Below are 18,409 nucleotides of genomic sequence, written 5' to 3' on the forward strand. Positions count from 1 at the left end.
ATTATAGAGTAAATATGATCGCTTGATAACCTCATAACGCGCTAACATGACGTTTTTTTTAAACTTAGACGGTTTAATCACAATAAGACAAGGTCTATGCCGCTACTTGAATACAAAAAGCGATTAAAACTTTTACTTGTAATCACTTTATCTATGTTGACTGTAAGCTGTGGTGTGCCATCGGTGCATACTGCTTTATCGACATTGTTAGAGCGTGAATCGTTGCGCGTAGGCACTGTCTACGGTGCTGCAACCTTTTATAATGGTGCTGAAGGGCCACAAGGCTTTGAGTACGAGTTGTTAGCAGGTTTTGCCGATTTTCTTGGCGTCACTCTCGATTTATATCCATTCTATAGCTATGACGTCATGCTTGAGCAGTTAGAAGAAGGTAACCTCGATATCGTTGCCACAGGCGATGCCATAACTCCTCTGCTAGCAAAACGATTCGACTACGGGCCGGCTTACCAGCACGTAGAACAATTATTAATTTATCAAGCTGGAACAACTCGCCCACGAGACCTAGAGCAACTAGATAAGCCTATTATTACCGTTTCTGGCAGCAGCCAGACACAACTACTAGAAGAAAGACTTAACCTCGCCCCCCCACTTCAACCATCCCAACGAGTAGTCACTACTGATGACTCTGACTCTGAAGAGTTACTGCAGCAAGTGGCTGATGGCTCCATTGCTTATACCGTGGCAGATAGCAACCGCCTTGCGCTGCAGCGCAGGCGCCATCCGAATCTTGCTGTCGCATTAACACTTCAAGAAAACATGCCAATGGCGTGGGCGCTACCGCTCAATCAAGACGACTCTGTAAAGGCTGCACTTATCGAGTACTTTGGAACCGTGCATCAATCTGGTTGGTTTACTGTTTTAGAAGACAAATATTTTGGCCACATTAGGCAATTTGACTACGTTGACTCGCGAGCGTTTAACGCATCTGCAGAGACCGTACTCAATGAATATAAACCGTTATTTCAGAAGTACTCTGGCGAGTTGGACTGGCGACTAATTGCAGCAATGAGTTATCAAGAGAGTCATTGGGAACCCGAGGCGGTATCGCGAACCGGCGTAAGGGGGTTGATGATGTTAACCATGGATACGGCAAGTGACTGGAACGTTGATGACAGAACCGATCCAGAGCAAAGCATTCGTGGAGGTTCTCGCTACTTTGCCAGCCTGTTAAGTCGCATTCCCGCTCGTATTAGTGAACCTGACAGAACGTGGATGGCAATGGCTGCTTATAACGTTGGAATGGGACATTTAGAAGATGCACGAGTCTTAACACAACGACAAGGCGGTAATCCTGACTTGTGGGTTGATGTAAAACGCCGTCTTCCACAACTTAGACAAAAGAAATACTACCGCACCACCAAATACGGTTATGCACGAGGCGATGAGGCGTTGCAATACGTGGAGAATATTCGCCGCTATTACGACAGTTTGGTCTGGCTTGATGAACAAGGACGTATATAGGCGCTATTAACCTGCCATTTATCCTACGCCTATTGATAATTGTCATATCGATGTCATTTATAGGAAGTATAGTGAGATATACCTATTTCACCGCACTATCGTGCGAGTGTCATAAACTGAACAAAAGCGTGTTTAATATAAGCTCGCAACACGCTGAACTGAATGACTGAATGGTTGTCTTACCTCACGTTACGCAAGCAATTGCAAGGAGGATTAATGAAAAAAAACCGTTTTATGAGAAAAGGAACAAAATTGAAGAATAACAATAGACGTAGAATGATGTTAAAACGTTGCCATCAAAAAGTACTGCAGCGCCGTAAATTATTTGTCACAAGCGATATGTTTACCCAATTAACTCGAACAAACTAGCCTTCAGCGCTCAGCTTTTTCGCCTTTTTGGCAGCTTTTATTTCCTTCCTGCGCTTTTGAAAAAAACGTGACAATTTGTCGGCACATTCATCAGCAAGCACCCCAGAGACGATTTCCGCTTGGTGATTAAGCGCAGGATGTTGTAATAAGTTCATTACTGAGCCAGCGGCCCCTGTCTTTGCATCCCATGCGCCAAATACCACGCGCTTAACCCTAGCATGCACCAACATACCCGCACACATTGAGCACGGCTCAAGAGTGACATATAAGGTTGCGTCGACCAATCGGTAGTTTTGTACTTGTTTTGCAGCCTGTTGCACCGCACGAAGTTCAGCGTGTGCCGAAGGATCATGTGTGGTGATAGGCTCATTATACCCCTCACCCACTATCTCACCGTCAACAACAATACAAGCGCCTACAGGCACCTCGCCAATCAACTCCGCCTTATCAGCAAGAGATAGCGCGTGCTTCATAAACTTAATGTCTTGTTCAGAAACCATTGAAATGGCGTCAATACTATCAGCTTGTTGTTGGACCATCTCGGAGCCCAACAATTGATTATTTTCGTTACTCATTCGTCAATTTAACTAACTTGGATGGTGAAATTACTCAAAAGGCTGTAGCCACAAATGTACTAGGTCGCGTTAACTCATTATAAAATAGTGACTTTTGTCACTTGGCAATGTATTTGCAATCTTACAATATAACCATACTTGCTATTCGTAACTCGTTACATTTAATGCTGAAACGCTATGCCATTTAGGGCTATAGTAACAAAAGGGATATAGCAGTAAGTAGAAAAATAGACGAAACAGGTAAATTGCCGAGTTTTCATCTACACTCTTTTAACGCCATCTGAGAGGGATACCGCCGTGAATATGACCGCTGTTGCCATTGTTGCCATTTGTGCTTGGGCGCTTGTAACTATTATCGATAGTGCCAAAGACAAAAGTAAAAAAAAGCTAAATAGCAAAGAGACTGATGCTTACAAAGCAGAAATTGCTGAACTAAAAGAGCGTGTTTCGGTCCTTGAAAAAATCGTTACCGATGAGCGCTATGATTTGAAAAAGCAATTTGCCGATTTAGAAAAAGATCGCGTAGCCTAACCTAGATTTCTATGCAGCAAGGCCAGTATTAATTGGCCTTGATGCTCTCACATGTATCCCACCTATTGCTAACACAGTGCGATTGCACTTCCTACTAGCTGCCTTCAAGCAGCTTACGTTCAGCACGCTCCACTCGTCTAGGTTTACCCGCAATCACCAACACGTCATGCGCTTGTAATATGGCATCTTGGTCTGGATCTTTCACTTCGTTGCCATTGCGCCTTAGCCCTTTAACCGTCACGCGCATTCGAGCAAAGTCTATGTCTTTGATGGGTTTACCGATACAGGATGCATGCTCAGAGAGCACGACAGCATGAATAAATTCCAGCTTATCCTCAGTACCATACGTTATCTCGGTTGTCTCACCAGGATAGAAGCCGTGCATATGATCATACCGGCCTTTTCGCTCTGCACGCACCCGTTTTAAAATACGCGACATAGGCACTCCCGCATAGTGCAGCACCTGAGAGACCAACATTAAGCTTCCTTCTTGAAGCTCTGGAACCACCTGATTAGCACCGGCATTGTAGAGACTGTCGAGCTGATAATCTCGTTTAGTACGAGCCATTACATCCACGCGCTGTGCAAGTGAGCGAGTCTGTGTAATCACTTGCTTGGCTTTATCTACTTGGTCGAAAGTGACTAACACAAGCTTGGCGCTTTCTACATTTGCACTTATCAAAATATCCTTTTGACTTGCATCACCGAAAATCACTGGTTCCCCCGCATTTCGGCTTTCATGCACTCGAACGGGGTCCATATCAATAGCAACAAAGTGAATGCCTTCCATTTTAAGCATTCGCGCAACAGACTGCCCTACACGACCAAATCCACATATGACAACATGGTTGCTTAACGAACCGCTCAACACAGATGCCATATCGTCATCGCTTGGCAACTCGTTGTTTACTATACGCTTTGCAATAATAACGCTGTTAGCCATTAGCCATGGCGTAAGGGCCATACTTATAACGCCCATACACACAATAAGCGATGACTGTTGTGAGGTAAGCACGCCGTGAGTAGTGGCCAACGCTGCTATAACAAAACTAAATTCTCCTATTTGGCATAGTTTCACGCCAGCAGACCAACCATCAATAGCATCAGTTTTAACGAGCATTGACGCTGCACGAACCAGTACTACTTTAACAATCATTAATGCGAAGACACCAAATACAATCTCAAATAAGCTGTCCCATAGCACCGTCAGTTCGAGTTGCATTCCCACCGTAACAAAGAAGAGCCCCATCAATATATCTCTAAAGGGCCGAATATCTGCTTCTAGTTGATATTTATATTGGCTTTCTCCCAACATCATGCCAGCTAAAAACGCACCCAACGCCATGGATAGGCCGAAGTAATAGGTTAGGCCACCAGCAAGTAGTGCAATTAAGATGGTAGTCAGTACAAACAATTCATCCGTTCTTGTTCTCGCTACTTCTCTAAATACCCATGGCAGCAACCACTTACCTATCGACATCAGTAGTGCTATTACAAATACACCTTTTAATAGTGCTTCGCCTAGCGCCAACGCAATACTGACTTCACCGGTTTGCGCCAGTAATGGAATCGCAATTAAAAAAGGGACTACCGCGAGGTCTTGAAACAGTAAAATACTGACTGCAAGCTGTGTTCTTCGGTTGTTGAGGATCCCCATTTCCGTGGCCTGCTTTATAACAATAGCAGTAGAACTCAGTGCTAACGTCCCGCCAATTATTATCGACGCACTTAAATTGATCCCAAGAAAATACGGTACACAAGTAAAGACTGCAGTGGTGAGCAGCATCTGGCCAAGCCCCACACCAAATACCAATGAACGCATTGCGAGCAGTTTTGGGAGCGAAAACTCTAAGCCTAATGAGAAAAGTAAAAACACAATACCCACTTCAGCTAAAAGGTGCATTTCCTCTGGATGGGCAAAAACCGTTAATACTTGTGGACCTGCCAAAATACCGGCAAAGAGATACGCGAGAATGGGTGGCAAGTGTGCGCGCTTAAATAACGCGACGGCACACACAGAAATAAACATCAGTACCACAATATTTAAAAAGCTAGTTCCCACATCAACTCCATCTTGTATAACCACTTACTAATCAAACATTTCAACCAATATCGCTAGACTAGCCCACCCATAAAGCGCTGCAATTAATAGTGTGTTACAGCTGCCACATGGCTCGTGAATAGGCGTCAAAATAAGAATTGGCATCCACTTTGCTAAATCACATATATAGATGCAAATCCGGCAAGTTTTGCCGCTGTAAAACATTAAGCCAACCATACTATTGGCGTTTGGCAATTACAGAATCGTCAGGGCATTGACGCTATTTTTTGCATACCGAAGCACATTTGCATAGAGGTATCACTGTGGATTTTTCATCACCCATTTACGATAGCACACAACATGACAACTTTTACCCTGCACAAAGTACAGGCACATCACTTTCTGTCAGTGAGTTAACCGGGTTTGTCACGCAACTACTCTCTACGCTCGAATTACAGGAGTTAGGTGCACTGTATTTTCAGCAACTGAATATGCTCCTTCCAATGGTTGGCTTTAGCTTATCTGATTTTGATTCTCGCTGGGTATATGGCAACGCTAAGGTTTCCTCGACGTTGATTGATTTACCACTTCACGGGGCGCATTCATTAAGTGGCGAACAAGCCCATGCCTACTATTACATTAGCTCACCACTGTCGTTGTCGCAACGCGAAACCCTTTTCCAACTGCATGATTTATTTGGAAAACAGGTAAAACATGCGTTGTCACTGCTTCGTTTACAGCAGATGGCAACAAAGGACAGTTTAACGGGAGTGGGTAATAGAGCAGGCTTTGAACAAGCTATGCTACGTCAATTAGGTTGGGCGCAGCGCCATAACGAGCCCTTCGCGCTTCTCATCATTGATCTGGATAACTTCAAATACGTTAATGACAACTATGGGCACAGCGAAGGAGATAAAGTGCTCGTTCATATTGCGTCGCATCTCACCAAGGTTTTACGTGACGAAGATGAAGCCTTCCGCTTTGGTGGCGATGAGTTTTGCTGTGTACTCGATTGCCAAACACAACAGCAACTAGCATGCGCCGCACAGCGTATTCAAACCAGTATCAATCGCTCTCAATACCTTTCTCGGCTTGGTATCTCTTGCAGTTTAGGCGGTGCGGTATATCGTGATGCAGACACCACCGAAGCACTGTTTGACAGAGCAGACAATGCACTATACCGCGTTAAAAATTCAGGTAAAAACAGCTACTACGCGGCTTAAGCGCGATGTTAGAGCGGTAAAAGCTGCGGCAAAAAAGTGCCGCCTTCTTATTGTGCGATGTGCTGAAGGTTTCGCTCTACAAGTCCCGTGAAAACGTTATCTTAATGTCGCTATTGCATGTTGTTAGGTAGATACAAGCGTTATCTACTATAAGCCCTACTGGCACGCCGTTTACGAAAATCACAGGCACCTGACTTCGCTCCCACAAGGGCACACGCCACACTTTAAACCAATCCTTTAAGGTTTTAGAAACACTTGACGAACTTGGCTTTACTTTAAGTCCGCGTTGATTTGTTTTAAGTACAATCTCACCGCTGTCATTATCGGTTGAAACTTCAACGCGTATGTTTCCCTGCAACCAAGGTAGGTAACATGGTTCATTGACAGTCAGTGTTATTTCACTTTCTACAGGGTGTTTTGCATGCTCAACCCAGAAAAGGTCGCCATTAAATCGTGCCACTTTTCCCCAATTAAACGAGACTTCTGGTGTTGCATCGGGTTTAGCATGCAACATAGCCAAGATTTCGTCGAGTTGCGCTTTAGAGGGAACAAGTACCTTATGCGATGTGAACCACGCTCTTACAACGGCTGATTGCCATGGTACATTGAGTGTCGCAAGCCGTTCACCATTAAGACGTTTATCGTTGAATTTGACCGTATCAAGGTGAGCCAGCGCGGTTTCATTAACGAGTTCGGTTTGCTGGGCACACAATATGGCACTACGTCCTACCGTTTTAGTAAGCTTTGGCCAGCGTGACATGAGCTGAGGGATAATTTCGTTGCGCAAAAAATTTCGGTCAAAGCTGTTTTGGGTGTTTGACTCATCTTCTATCCACTTGAGACTTTCATCTTCAGCGTACTGAATGATATCTTGCTTTTCTAAGGCAAGCATCGGACGCATAACCAGCACGCCTTCGCGCAATTGCGCTTCTCCCATGCCCGAGAGACCTTGCGGCCCTGCTCCGCGCTTTAATTGAAGTAGCACCGTTTCGAGCTGATCTTGTGCATGTTGGCCTAATAGAAGCACACCGTTAACACTACGACATACTTGCAATAATTCCTTGTATCTCGCCTTACGCGCTTCTGCTTCAAGGCTTTGCCTTGCACCTTTTGCCACATCAACATGATGAAGGTGAAAGGTAATGTCATTCAACCGGCACTGCAGCTCACAGTGCTGTGCCCAATGATCTGCGTTAATACTAAGCCCATGATGAACATGTACTGCATGGATAGGACAATCAAACTGGTCGCGATAATCAACCACAGCTTGTAACAGAACGGAGGAATCAACACCGCCGCTGTAAGCAACAACGAGCGGTGTCTTTTGCGAATATGCAGCATCGGCAAGTGCGTGAGTGATGCGGTTAACAATATGCTCACTCACTGAGAATGATTGACGTGTCACTTACCTACAATGCCTTTTATATTTCAGCGATGTTTAGCGCTTAACAATAACCAAATGACATCAAGCGTGCATAACGCTCTTCCATCAGTTTTGTTTTATCTAGCTCTTTAAGCTGATTAAGCTGCTGCTTAATTACCGCTTTTAGGTTTGCAGCCATGCCATTGTGATCACGATGTGCACCACCTAAAGGCTCTTCAACGATACTATTGATTAGGCCTAATTCTTTAATTTGCGGTGCACTTACGCCCATTGCTTCTGCCGCTAATGGCGCTTTTTCAGCACTTTTCCACAAAATTGATGCACAGCCCTCAGGTGAGATAACCGAGTAGGTTGAATACTGAAGCATGTTTACGCGATCACCAACACCAATAGCCAGTGCACCACCCGAACCACCTTCACCGATAACAGTACACACGATTGGCACTGTTAATTCAGCCATTTCAAACAGGTTCTTAGCAATAGCTTCACTTTGACCACGCTCTTCAGCACCTACACCAGGATATGCTCCAGGTGTATCGATGAAGGTAATGATAGGTAGATTAAAGCGTTCCGCCATCTTCATTAGACGCAGTGCTTTACGGTATCCCTCTGGCTTCGGCATACCGAAATTACGTTTGATTTTTTCATTGGTATCACGCCCTTTTTGATGACCAATAACCATCACAGGTTGGTCATCTAGCATAGCCGGGCCACCAACAATGGCTTTATCGTCAGCAAAAGCACGATCCCCTGCAAGCTCATCAAACTCAGTGAAAATGCGAGGAATATAATCTAGTGTATAAGGACGCATTGGATGACGTGCAAGTTGCGACACCTGCCACGCGCCTAGGTCAGAAAAGATCTTCTTAGTAAGCTCCGCACTCTTACCACGAAGTTTATTAATCTCTTCTTCGATACCTACATCAAACTCACCACCTTGATTTACCAACCTAAGCTCTTCAATTTTTGCTTCTAGTTCGGCTATTGGTTGCTCAAAGTCCAAAAACTGTATACTCATTTCGTGTCCTATTCGTACTACGCTCGTCTATGCAAACGCGAGATGTCCAATCTATCGAACTCTTACCCTTAATGGTAGAGTATTGAAACGGCTTTTTCTCCCAAACACTGTTTGAGGTCGTGTAAAAGTTGATCCTCTGGTGTGACATACCATTTAGCTCCGCATGCTAGAGTAACCTCTGCATCGGGATGTGTCACGACCAATTGAACGGGACAGCTTCCACCGTTGAACGCCTGCAAGATAGATTGCATCTGACTCATTTTCTTTGGTTCAAGCATCTGGGTATCTATATTTAGTGCCAGTGCTCTCGCGTTTTTCTCTCGTGCCTGAACAATGTCCATTACATCACGGGCGGTGATTGTATTGCCCCCAGAGAAATCATCAAAGCTGACCTGTCCCTTTATGAGTAAAATTCTATCGGTTTCAAGGACACTTTCGAACTGTTCATACATATCGGGGAAGAAACGTACGTCTATTCTTGCACTCTTGTCATCAAGAGTCACAATAGCCCAGCGACGTCCGCGCTTATTAGTCATTACACGCACACCAAGCACAAGACCAACTGCATTAGCCATTTGATCTTTGCCCGTGGGTTTTAAATCAACCAAGCGTCCATCAGTGTAATAACGCAGTTCATCGGCATATTGATTTATGGGGTGACCCGTAAGATACAAGCCCAATGTGTCTTTTTCGCCCTCCAGCCAGACTTTTTCAGGCCACTCTGGCACGTCGGCAAACGCCTGCTTTACATCTTCTGGTTCGGTAGTCAGTAGACCAAACATATCAGACTGGCCAAACGACTCAGCTTTTGCGTGCTGACCCGCTGCTGCAAGTGCCTCTGGCAAGCTTGCCATGAGCGTTGCGCGATGTGGACCTAAATTGTCCATTGCACCTGCTAAGACCAACTTCTCGAGCACGCGCTTATTAACGCGCTTGATGTCGATTTTGGCGCAGAAATCAAAGAGGTCTTTAAACGCCCCTTGGGTTTCACGAGCTTCAATAATAGCCTCAATCGGGCCTTCGCCTACCCCTTTAATTGCGCCAATCCCGTAGACAATACGCCCTTCACTATCGACGGTAAATTTGTATTTACCCGCATTCAAATCTGGCGGCAGTATCTCAATACCCATACGTTCACATTCGTCGACAAGAGTTACGATTTTATCTGTGTTATCCATATCAGCAGACATTACTGCTGCCATAAATTCTGCGGGATAGTGTACTTTTAACCACAGTGTTTGGTATGAAACCAGTGCATAAGCTGCCGAGTGTGATTTGTTAAAACCATATCCCGCAAACTTTTCTACCAAGTCGAAGATTTTCATCGCCAGGTCTGGGTCGATGTTATTGCCTTTGGCACCTTCAGCAAACGTACCACGCTGCTTGGCCATCTCTTCTGGTTTTTTCTTACCCATTGCACGACGCAGCAAGTCAGCGCCGCCCAGTGAATAGCCTGCCATTTCCTGAGCAATCTGCATTACCTGTTCCTGATACAAGATAATGCCATAAGTAGGCTCTAGAATTTCTTGCAAGCACTCGTGCTGATATTCAGCATCGGGGTAGGAAATTTCTTCACGTCCGTGCTTACGGTCAATAAAGTTATCTACCATGCCTGATTGCAGTGGGCCAGGGCGAAATAGCGCAACCAGTGCGATAATATCTTCGAAGCAGTCAGGCTTAAGGCGCTTAATCAGTTCTTTCATACCTCGGGATTCCAACTGGAATACCGCGGTAGTCTCGGCGTTTTGAAGCGTTCTAAAACTCTTAGGGTCTTCGAGTGGAATCGCGCTGATATCTACTTCAACGTTTTTGCCTTCCTTAATCATATCAATCGCCCACTGAATGATAGTCAGTGTACGAAGTCCTAAGAAGTCAAATTTTACAAGGCCGGCAGTTTCAACGTCATTCTTATCGAACTGGGTAACCGGGTTTTTACCTTCGTCATCACAATACAAAGGCGAAAAATCAGTAATAGTGGTTGGCGCAATAACAACACCACCGGCGTGCTTACCTGCGTTTCGCGTAACCCCTTCAAGAATACGTGCCATATCAATGAGGTCTTTGACTTCCTCATCACTTTCGTACACTTCTGGTAATTGAGGCTCGGCCTTAAACGCTTTTTCAAGTGTCATGCCAGGGTCAGGTGGAATAAGCTTAGAGATACGGTCTACAAAGCCATAGGGGTGGCCTAATACGCGACCTACATCGCGAACCACCGCTTTTGCTGCCATGGTACCGAAAGTGATAATTTGTGATACCGCCTGACGTCCATAAAGCTCAGCAACGTGGTCGATTACTTCGTCTCGCCTATCCATACAGAAGTCGACGTCGAAATCGGGCATAGATACACGTTCTGGGTTCAAGAAACGTTCGAAAAGTAAGTCGAATTCAAGTGGGTCTAGATCGGTAATTTTTAGGGCATAAGCCACCAGTGAGCCGGCACCTGAACCCCGCCCTGGACCTACCGGAATACCGTTGTCCTTACTCCACTGAATGAACTCCATAACGATAAGGAAGTAACCGGGGAACCCCATTTGGTTGATTACTTCTAACTCTACGCGCAAGCGATCATCGTATTCTGGTCGCTTTTCTTTGCGCTCATTTTCATCGGGGAATAAGAATTCGAGGCGCTCTTCCAGACCTTCTTCCGATACCTTGACCAAGAAATCTTCGGTGGTCATACCGCCGGTTGGAAATTGCGGTAGAAAGTATTCGTTTAGCCGCACAGTTACGTTACAGCGTTTTGCAATTTCAACGGTGTTTTCAATTGCTTCTGGAATGTCGCTAAACAGCTCAATCATTTCATCGGCAGTTCGCAGATATTGCTGGTCGCTATAGCGCTTGGGACGACGATTGTCATCAAGGGTGTATCCATCGTGAATACACACACGGATCTCGTGAGCTTCAAAGCCTTCTTGCTCGATAAAACACACTTCGTTAGTGGCTACTACTGGCAACCCTTGCTTTTCGGCAAGCTCTACCGCCAAATGTAAGTAATCTTCTTCGCCCTGACGACCTGTGCGTATGAGTTCTAAATAGAAGCGGTCGGGAAAGTGAGTTTGATAGAATGATAATGCGCTATCTAGTATTTTGGCGTTGTTCTTCATTAGTCCAACGCCAATATCCCCATGCTGAGCACCTGATAACACAATAACGCCTTCACTGTGCTCTGCTAACCATTCTTGGTCGATAACCGCACGATGAGATAAATGCCCACGAAGGTACGCTTTTGAAATAAGAATAGTTATATTTTTGTAGCCTTCGTTGTTCATTGCGAGCAACGTCAGCCTGAATGGTTCATCACCAAATATTTCATTTGTCACCCAAAAATCGGTGCCGATAATGGGTTTGATACCTAAATTATGCGCTTCAGAGTAAAACTTTACCAAGCCGCACATATTCATTTGATCAGTAATGGCAACGGCAGGCATACCCAAAGCTGCTACCTTTCCTAAAATAGGCTTTACCTTGTTAAGCCCATCCATCATTGAAAAATCGCTGTGGACACGTAAATGAATAAATGGCGATGACATGATGTTATTTCTCTTCAAGTAACGCTTTTACTGGTTTGAAACTTTTGCGATAGCAGTCTAAAACGCCAAATTCAGCAATGGCTTCAAAATGCGCTTTAGTCGGATAGCCCTTATGCCCGGCAAAATTATATTGGGGGTAGGCGTCGTGTAAGGTGAACATATCATTGTCACGCTCCACTTTGGCAATAATTGACGCTGCCGATATTTCTGCATGAAGACTATCACCTTTCACTACGGCCTCAGCGTCGTAATTCCAGGCAGGAACGCGATTGCCATCTACGCGCACAAAGTCAGGCTTTACGGCAAGCCCGTCAACCGCACGGGTCATGGCGAGCATGGTGGCGTGTAATATGTTGAGTTTATCGATTTCCTCAGGACTGGCGCGTCCGATACTCCAATAAAGCGCTTTTTCACGAATTTCCTGTGCTAAAGCAACACGCTTTTTCTCGCTCAACTTTTTAGAGTCTGTGAGCCCTTCGATAGGATTATTGGGGTCTAAAATAACTGCGGCAGTGACCACATCACCCACCAGTGGTCCGCGCCCTACTTCATCTACTCCGGCGATTAACTTATGCAAACAATTCCTCCACGACAGCTTTTGCTGCTGTTTTATCAGCATTGCATTTTAGCGTATGGTGGAGGTCGGTGAAACGGGAAATAAGAACAGAATTGTCACTTTCGAAGAAGTTGAGCAACTGTTTGCTCATATTCTCTGCATTAACGTCGTCTTGAAGTAATTCAGGAATGATTGCTTCATTTGCAAGTAAATTAGGCAAGGTGAAAAACGGGGCTTTATAAATCCGCTGCATAATGCGGTAAGTCAGCGGTGCCAGTTTGTACGCTGCCACCATGGGCCGCTTACACAACATAGCTTCTAATGTCGCCGTACCTGAGGCAAGTAAGATTACATCGCTGGCGATCATCGCTTCTCTTGCTGTGCCTTGTGAAATTTTAATGGGTAGGCGCGCTTGCGCATTATCGCTATTAGAAAGAATGTCATTAATTTGAGCAAGGCGGTGCTCATTTGCCGCAGGGATCACAAACGTGATATCACTTTGCTTAGAATGAATCGCTTCAATGGTCTCTAAAAAGACAGGCAGTAGTGTCTCAACTTCGCCGCGTCTTGAACCAGGAAGTACTGCAAGTACGCGTTGATCACTATCAAGTCCAAGAGATTGCCGCGCCGCCTTTTGATCGGGCTCTATGGCAATAGCATCTGCCATTGTGTGACCTACAAACGTATAGGGTACTTGGTATTTATCATATACCTGTTGTTCAAATGGGAATAACCCCAACACTCTGTTACATGCTTTTGCGATTTTATGAATGCGTTTTTCACGCCATGCCCACACCGTCGGGCTTACGTAATGCATGGTTTTTATGCCACGTGCTTTTAACGTTTTCTCTACACGTAGATTAAAATCGGGGGCGTCTATACCAACAAAAATATCAGGTGGGTTTTTCTCAAAATGAGTAAGCAGCTGCTTTTTAACTTTTAAAATAGCCGGAAGATGAGAAAGTACTTCAACTAGCCCCATAACCGATAAGGTTTCCATGTCAAAAAGACTGTGAAAACCGTTCTTTATCATATTGGGACCACCAATACCCTCGATAATAGCATTGGGGTATTGGCGCTTTAGTTCAGCCACCATTCCAGCGGCAAGTACATCACCAGAGGGCTCTCCGGCAACCATGCCGATTCGTAATGGCCTTGTCATAATTAGCGAATAATGCCTCGCTGTGCATTTTTAAGGAAGTCGACCATTCTGGCCACACCAGGAAATGAAGCAGCAGACTCGGCGAGCTTGGTAATTGCTTCTTCCACCGTATTACCCTCACGGTAAATAGCCTTATAGGCGCGCTTAATCGCCATCACTTCATCTTTCTCGAAGCCACGACGCTTCAAGCCTTCAGAGTTAATTCCCTGTGGGATATTTTTTTGGCCACTCACCATCACAAAAGGTGGCACATCGCGCAGAATAATACCGCCTGCGCCCAAAAAGGCATGTGCACCAATCTTACAAAATTGGTGGATACCTACTGCACCGCCTACGATGACAAAGTCGTCCATATGAACGTGACCAGCCACTGCAACATTATTAGCAATGATAATATCGTCGCCTAGAACACAATCGTGCGCAATATGCGCATTGGCCATAAATAGGCCACGTGAGCCTATAATGGTAATGCCTTTATCTTGAATAGTACCGCGGTGAACGGTAACCCCTTCACGAAACTCGTTATCATCACCGATAACCAGTTCAGTAGGCTCGCCCGCGTACTTTTTATCTTGGCAGTCTTCACCAATAGAAGAAAACTGATAAAACTTGTTGTTTTTACCGATACGCGTAGGGCCGCGTACCACCACATGTGATTTCAGTATACAGCCATCGCCAATTGTGACATTGTCATCGACCACGCAAAAGGGGCCTATGGTGACGTTTTCACCAATGGTTGCACTATCAGAAATTACCGCAGTAGGATGGATCACGTTATGCTATCTCTCTCATCGCACACATAAATTCTGCACTACAAGCTAGGTCGCCATCGACACTTGCAGTACCTTTAAACTTCCAGATCCCTCTGCGCTCTTTTACTAAGGCAACATCGAATTCTAATCGGTCACCTGGTACAACAGGACGCTTAAAGCGCGCGTTGTCTATCCCTGCATACAAATATAACTTGTCATTATTGCCCATGGTCTTAAAACCAAGCACACCGGCAGCCTGCGCCATCGCTTCAAGAATGAGCACGCCTGGAAAAATCGGCTGTTCGGGAAAGTGTCCCGTAAAACAAGGCTCATTAATGGTAACATTCTTATAGGCCTTAATCGACTCACCCAGCACATAGTCTGTTACGCGATCGACCAATAGGAATGGATATCTATGCGGAAGTAATTCCAGGATTTCCTGAATTTCGATGGTATTGAGTGAATTGGTCAAAAACTTTCTCCTGTATACAAGCATGACCTTTAGTGGTGTTTACCCTCAATGTATTGTCGCGGGTATAATGGTCAAGCTCGCCGTAAAAAACAAAACGGCGGCAACCATACGCTGTTAAGCGTAAAAAACAAATCAGACCAACACCTTTTGAGTATTGGTCTGAAGATATTATAGCCTGTTAACTGCCTACCTTGGCAGCAAAAGCAATTAGTTAACTTTGCTAACTTGCTCTAGAACTTGCTCAGAAAGGTCATGCTCTTCTTTTGCAAATGCAACTGCACCTGAGTTAAGAATAAGATCATAGCCTTGCTTCGCCGCAACAGAGTCAATCGCTTGCTTGATAAGACCAAGAAGCTTGTTGCGCTCTTCGTTGCTACGACGCTGAATGTTTTGTTGTAGCGGTTGACCTTTTGTGGCTAGCGCTTCACGTACTGACAAGATTTTTTGCTCTAGTTCTTTCTTCTCTGCATCGCTCATTGTAGCCGCATCGCGTTGTAGACGCTCTGCGTAAAACTGACCGTCACGTTGAAGTTGGTTTACTTCTTCAATTTGGTCTTTAAACTCTGCTTGAATTGCATTTTGAATTTCAGCAGCCTGAGGCATAGCTTGGAAAATACCTTGAACATCAACAACTGCTACTTTTTGTTCCGCCATTACAGACGTACTTACTAAAGCGCTACCCAACATTGCACCAGCAACGATATGTTTAACCAACTGTTTCAAAAGGAACTCCTTTTTTCATCTTTTTATAGGGCGCGGTAATCTCGCGCCACTTTTAATATTTAGAAAGTTTGACCGATATTGAAGGTGAAGAATCTTGCATCGTCACCTTCGCGCTGTTGTATAGCTTTCGAGAAGCTGAATACCATTGGTCCCATTGGAGAAATCCACTGAACCGATACACCTGCCGAGCTACGATACAGGCTCCAATCAGAATAGTCCAATAGCACTTGTTCACCGCGCTGGTTTGGACTTACTTCAAACTGGCTATATCTGTCATAGTCGAATTCAGTATCCCACACGTTACCCACATCCACAAACAAACTTGTGCGAACTGAGTTATCCATGTCTTCTTCAACAAATGGTGTTGGAACAATTAACTCGATACCACCGAGCGCCATTGCGTTACCACCTAGGCTTCGCTGCGACCAAGAAATTTGGGCATTGGCAGGGTCGCCAGGGAATGGTTCGCCATCTGGACCAACAATACTGCCTGCGTTGCCAAGGAAGATACCGCGAGGACCAACAGTGTTGTTTTCAAACCCGCGCAATGAATCTGCACCACCCGCCGTAAAGTTCTCGGTGAATGGAAGAATTTGCTCATTACCGTCGATATCACCATAGCCATTACCGTAACCTAGACGCATACGAGCAAGGAACGACCAGCGTTGATTACGAGAAAGTGGGAAGTACCATTTTCCATCGAACACGGTTTTGAAGTAGTTAACGTCTGAGTTTGGTGTAGTGATACTAAAAGAAGCACGTTGCGATGAACCCGCCGTCGGGAATAGACCGCGGTTCAATGTACTTCTACTCCAGCTCACGCTCGCCAAATAGCTATCGTATTTAATCGCTGCATCTGGATCTTCACCATTGGTGAACTGGTTATAGAATTGTTCGGTTTGCTCGTAATAACCACGGTTGAATAGCTCTACGTTAGAGTAAGTCAAACCGAAGTTTATACGGTTGAATTCGTTGATGGGGTAACCAATGTTAGCACCAATAGACCAACGCTTTGAGTTGTACTGGATAACGTTGAAGTCAGAACCATCAAATTCGCTATAACCAATACTTCCACCCAAGCTAATGCCATCAATAGTGAAGTAAGGGTCGTTATAAGTGATTTGTGCTGAGCGCTGATAAGACACTGTACTTAGGTTAATACCTACGCGTTTACCTGTGCCCAAGAAGTTATCCTGCTGAATGCCAGCCTGCAAACTCAATTTGGTACGGTCACCATAGCCGATACCCGCATTAAAAGAACCTGACGGCTGCTCTTTAACGTTAAAGTTTACATCCACTTTATCTTCTGAACCTGGAATACGGATTGTTTCAAACTCAACCTCTTCCATGTAAGTCAAACGAGAAAGTTGGTTCTTTGATGACTCAAGTAGGTTATTTGATAACCACGTACCTTCCATCTGACTGACGTTTTGACGAAGTACATTATCTGCAGTGACTACGTTACCGTTGAACTTAATACGGTTCACGTAAATACGTTTTCCTGGGTCTACAGATAAAGTCAATTTAACGGTTTTATCTTCATCATTGATATCAGGTACTGTAGTTACGGTCGGATAAGCGTAGCCAAAGCGTCCTAAATATTTGCTGATGAATTCTTCGGTATAAGTGACTTCAGCTTGGTTGTATAGCTCACCTGGTGTCAGTGGCAATACTGCTTCAATATATTCTTCGTGCCCGAGTACGTCACCGACTAACTCTACTTCAGAGATAGTATATTGTTCCCCTTCACTTACGTTCATCGCAATATAAATGCCTGACTTCTCGGGTGTCATTGACACTTGAGTCGAGTCTACATTAAAACGCAAGTAACCGCGGTCAAGGTAATGGTTGCGCAACGTTTCCATATCACCTTGTAGCGTTTGCTGCTGGTAACGAGTTTCTGAAAGGAAGTCCCACCACGGTGTATCGTATTGGAGTTCAAACGCTTCCATTAACTCTTCGTCAGAGAAAAGCTCGTTACCCACAATGTTTATCTGCGCAATCTCAGCGGCGTCGCCTTCTTCAAAAAGCAGCTTTAAATCTACGCGATTGCGCGGAAGTGGCGTGATGATTGCCGTTACATCAGCATTATACTTACCAATACTGTAGAAGAAATCTTTGAGGCCATTTTCAATAGATGTCAGTACTGTCTTATCAAGCGGCTCACCAACTCTTACGCCATTACCATCTAAGCTTTCTTGAAGCTGCTCATCTTTGATGTCGTCATTACCTTCAAAAATGATATTACTAATGGTTGGACGCTCAGCGACGCGAACAACAAGTGTATTGCCATCGCGCAGTATTTCTACATTCTCAAAGTGAGTTGAAGAGTAAAGCGAACGAATGAGCTGTGTCACTCGGAACGTATTTAGCTCATCACCAACCTGTACCGGCAAGTATGTAAGCGCCGCACCTAGTGCAACACGTTGTAAGCCTTCTACACGAATATCTTCAACAACGAACTCACTGTCTTGCGCCGCAGCGTTGGCAAAGCTAGCACTGGAAAGGATGGCTCCGGCTGCTACTAACTGTTTTAACTTCATCTATTTTTCTTTTCCTGGCCGCGTTTTTATATTAGCTGTTTTGTACTT

General features: G+C 44.8%; 14 protein-coding genes. 3 read left to right on the forward strand and 11 right to left on the reverse strand.

Annotated features, from left to right (window positions below; translation table 11 throughout):
* Positions 1-96 precede the first annotated feature (96 nt).
* Positions 97-1,479, forward strand: a complete 1,383-nt coding sequence (gene mltF, locus LHL20_RS03885) for a membrane-bound lytic murein transglycosylase MltF (protein WP_226432316.1) — start codon at positions 97-99, stop codon at positions 1,477-1,479.
* 365 nt (positions 1,480-1,844) lie between these two features.
* On the opposite strand, the gene tadA is transcribed toward mltF, so the two are convergent.
* Positions 1,845-2,348, reverse strand: coding sequence for a tRNA adenosine(34) deaminase TadA (tadA, locus tag LHL20_RS03890; protein ID WP_413228877.1), 504 nt, complete (start codon positions 2,346-2,348; stop codon positions 1,845-1,847).
* A 378-nt stretch (positions 2,349-2,726) separates the two neighbouring features.
* Here tadA and LHL20_RS03895 point away from each other — a divergent pair, with 378 nt between their 5' ends.
* Complete coding sequence (locus LHL20_RS03895; RefSeq protein WP_226432406.1) at positions 2,727-2,954, forward strand: hypothetical protein; 228 nt, start codon at positions 2,727-2,729, stop codon at positions 2,952-2,954.
* A 94-nt stretch (positions 2,955-3,048) separates the two neighbouring features.
* On the opposite strand, the gene LHL20_RS03900 is transcribed toward LHL20_RS03895, so the two are convergent.
* On the reverse strand, positions 3,049-5,016 hold the full coding sequence (locus LHL20_RS03900; RefSeq protein WP_226432317.1) for a cation:proton antiporter domain-containing protein: 1,968 nt from the start codon (positions 5,014-5,016) through the stop codon (positions 3,049-3,051).
* Positions 5,017-5,318: 302 nt separating this feature from the next.
* Between LHL20_RS03900 and LHL20_RS03905 the strand changes: the two genes are divergently transcribed.
* On the forward strand, positions 5,319-6,218 hold the full coding sequence (locus LHL20_RS03905; protein ID WP_202264090.1) for a GGDEF domain-containing protein: 900 nt from the start codon (positions 5,319-5,321) through the stop codon (positions 6,216-6,218).
* Between the two features lie 76 nt (positions 6,219-6,294).
* On the opposite strand, the gene tilS is transcribed toward LHL20_RS03905, so the two are convergent.
* The 9 genes from tilS to bamA form a co-directional block, all read right to left on the reverse strand.
* Positions 6,295-7,623 carry a tRNA lysidine(34) synthetase TilS gene (gene tilS / locus LHL20_RS21160; RefSeq protein ID WP_226432318.1) on the reverse strand — a complete coding sequence of 443 codons (1,329 nt, stop codon included), beginning with the start codon at positions 7,621-7,623 and terminating at the stop codon, positions 6,295-6,297.
* A 40-nt stretch (positions 7,624-7,663) separates the two neighbouring features.
* Positions 7,664-8,620 (reverse strand): acetyl-CoA carboxylase carboxyl transferase subunit alpha, encoded by a 957-nt coding sequence (gene accA / locus LHL20_RS03915; protein WP_202264088.1) that lies wholly within the window; start codon positions 8,618-8,620, stop codon positions 7,664-7,666.
* Between the two features lie 68 nt (positions 8,621-8,688).
* Positions 8,689-12,153, reverse strand: a complete 3,465-nt coding sequence (gene dnaE, locus LHL20_RS03920) for a DNA polymerase III subunit alpha (protein WP_226432319.1) — start codon at positions 12,151-12,153, stop codon at positions 8,689-8,691.
* A gap of 4 nt (positions 12,154-12,157) precedes the next feature.
* Positions 12,158-12,730, reverse strand: coding sequence for a ribonuclease HII (gene rnhB / locus LHL20_RS03925; protein WP_226432320.1), 573 nt, complete (start codon positions 12,728-12,730; stop codon positions 12,158-12,160).
* The gene (lpxB, locus tag LHL20_RS03930; protein ID WP_226432321.1) at positions 12,723-13,871 is read right to left on the reverse strand and encodes a lipid-A-disaccharide synthase; all 1,149 of its coding nucleotides are present in this window, start codon (positions 13,869-13,871) and stop codon (positions 12,723-12,725) included. Before lpxB ends, rnhB begins: the two co-directional genes overlap by 8 nt.
* 2 nt (positions 13,872-13,873) lie before the next feature.
* Positions 13,874-14,644 (reverse strand): acyl-ACP--UDP-N-acetylglucosamine O-acyltransferase, encoded by a 771-nt coding sequence (lpxA, locus tag LHL20_RS03935; protein WP_226432322.1) that lies wholly within the window; start codon positions 14,642-14,644, stop codon positions 13,874-13,876.
* Between the two features lies 1 nt (position 14,645).
* Positions 14,646-15,095 carry a 3-hydroxyacyl-ACP dehydratase FabZ gene (gene fabZ / locus LHL20_RS03940; protein ID WP_159623645.1) on the reverse strand — a complete coding sequence of 150 codons (450 nt, stop codon included), beginning with the start codon at positions 15,093-15,095 and terminating at the stop codon, positions 14,646-14,648.
* A 207-nt stretch (positions 15,096-15,302) separates the two neighbouring features.
* Positions 15,303-15,818 carry an OmpH family outer membrane protein gene (locus LHL20_RS03945; RefSeq protein ID WP_159623647.1) on the reverse strand — a complete coding sequence of 172 codons (516 nt, stop codon included), beginning with the start codon at positions 15,816-15,818 and terminating at the stop codon, positions 15,303-15,305.
* A gap of 59 nt (positions 15,819-15,877) precedes the next feature.
* Positions 15,878-18,361 (reverse strand): outer membrane protein assembly factor BamA, encoded by a 2,484-nt coding sequence (gene bamA / locus LHL20_RS03950; RefSeq protein WP_226432323.1) that lies wholly within the window; start codon positions 18,359-18,361, stop codon positions 15,878-15,880.
* Positions 18,362-18,409: the final 48 nt, after the last annotated feature.

It is taken from the genome of Alteromonas sp. McT4-15 (assembly GCF_020515205.1).
Lineage (GTDB): Bacteria > Pseudomonadota > Gammaproteobacteria > Enterobacterales > Alteromonadaceae > Alteromonas.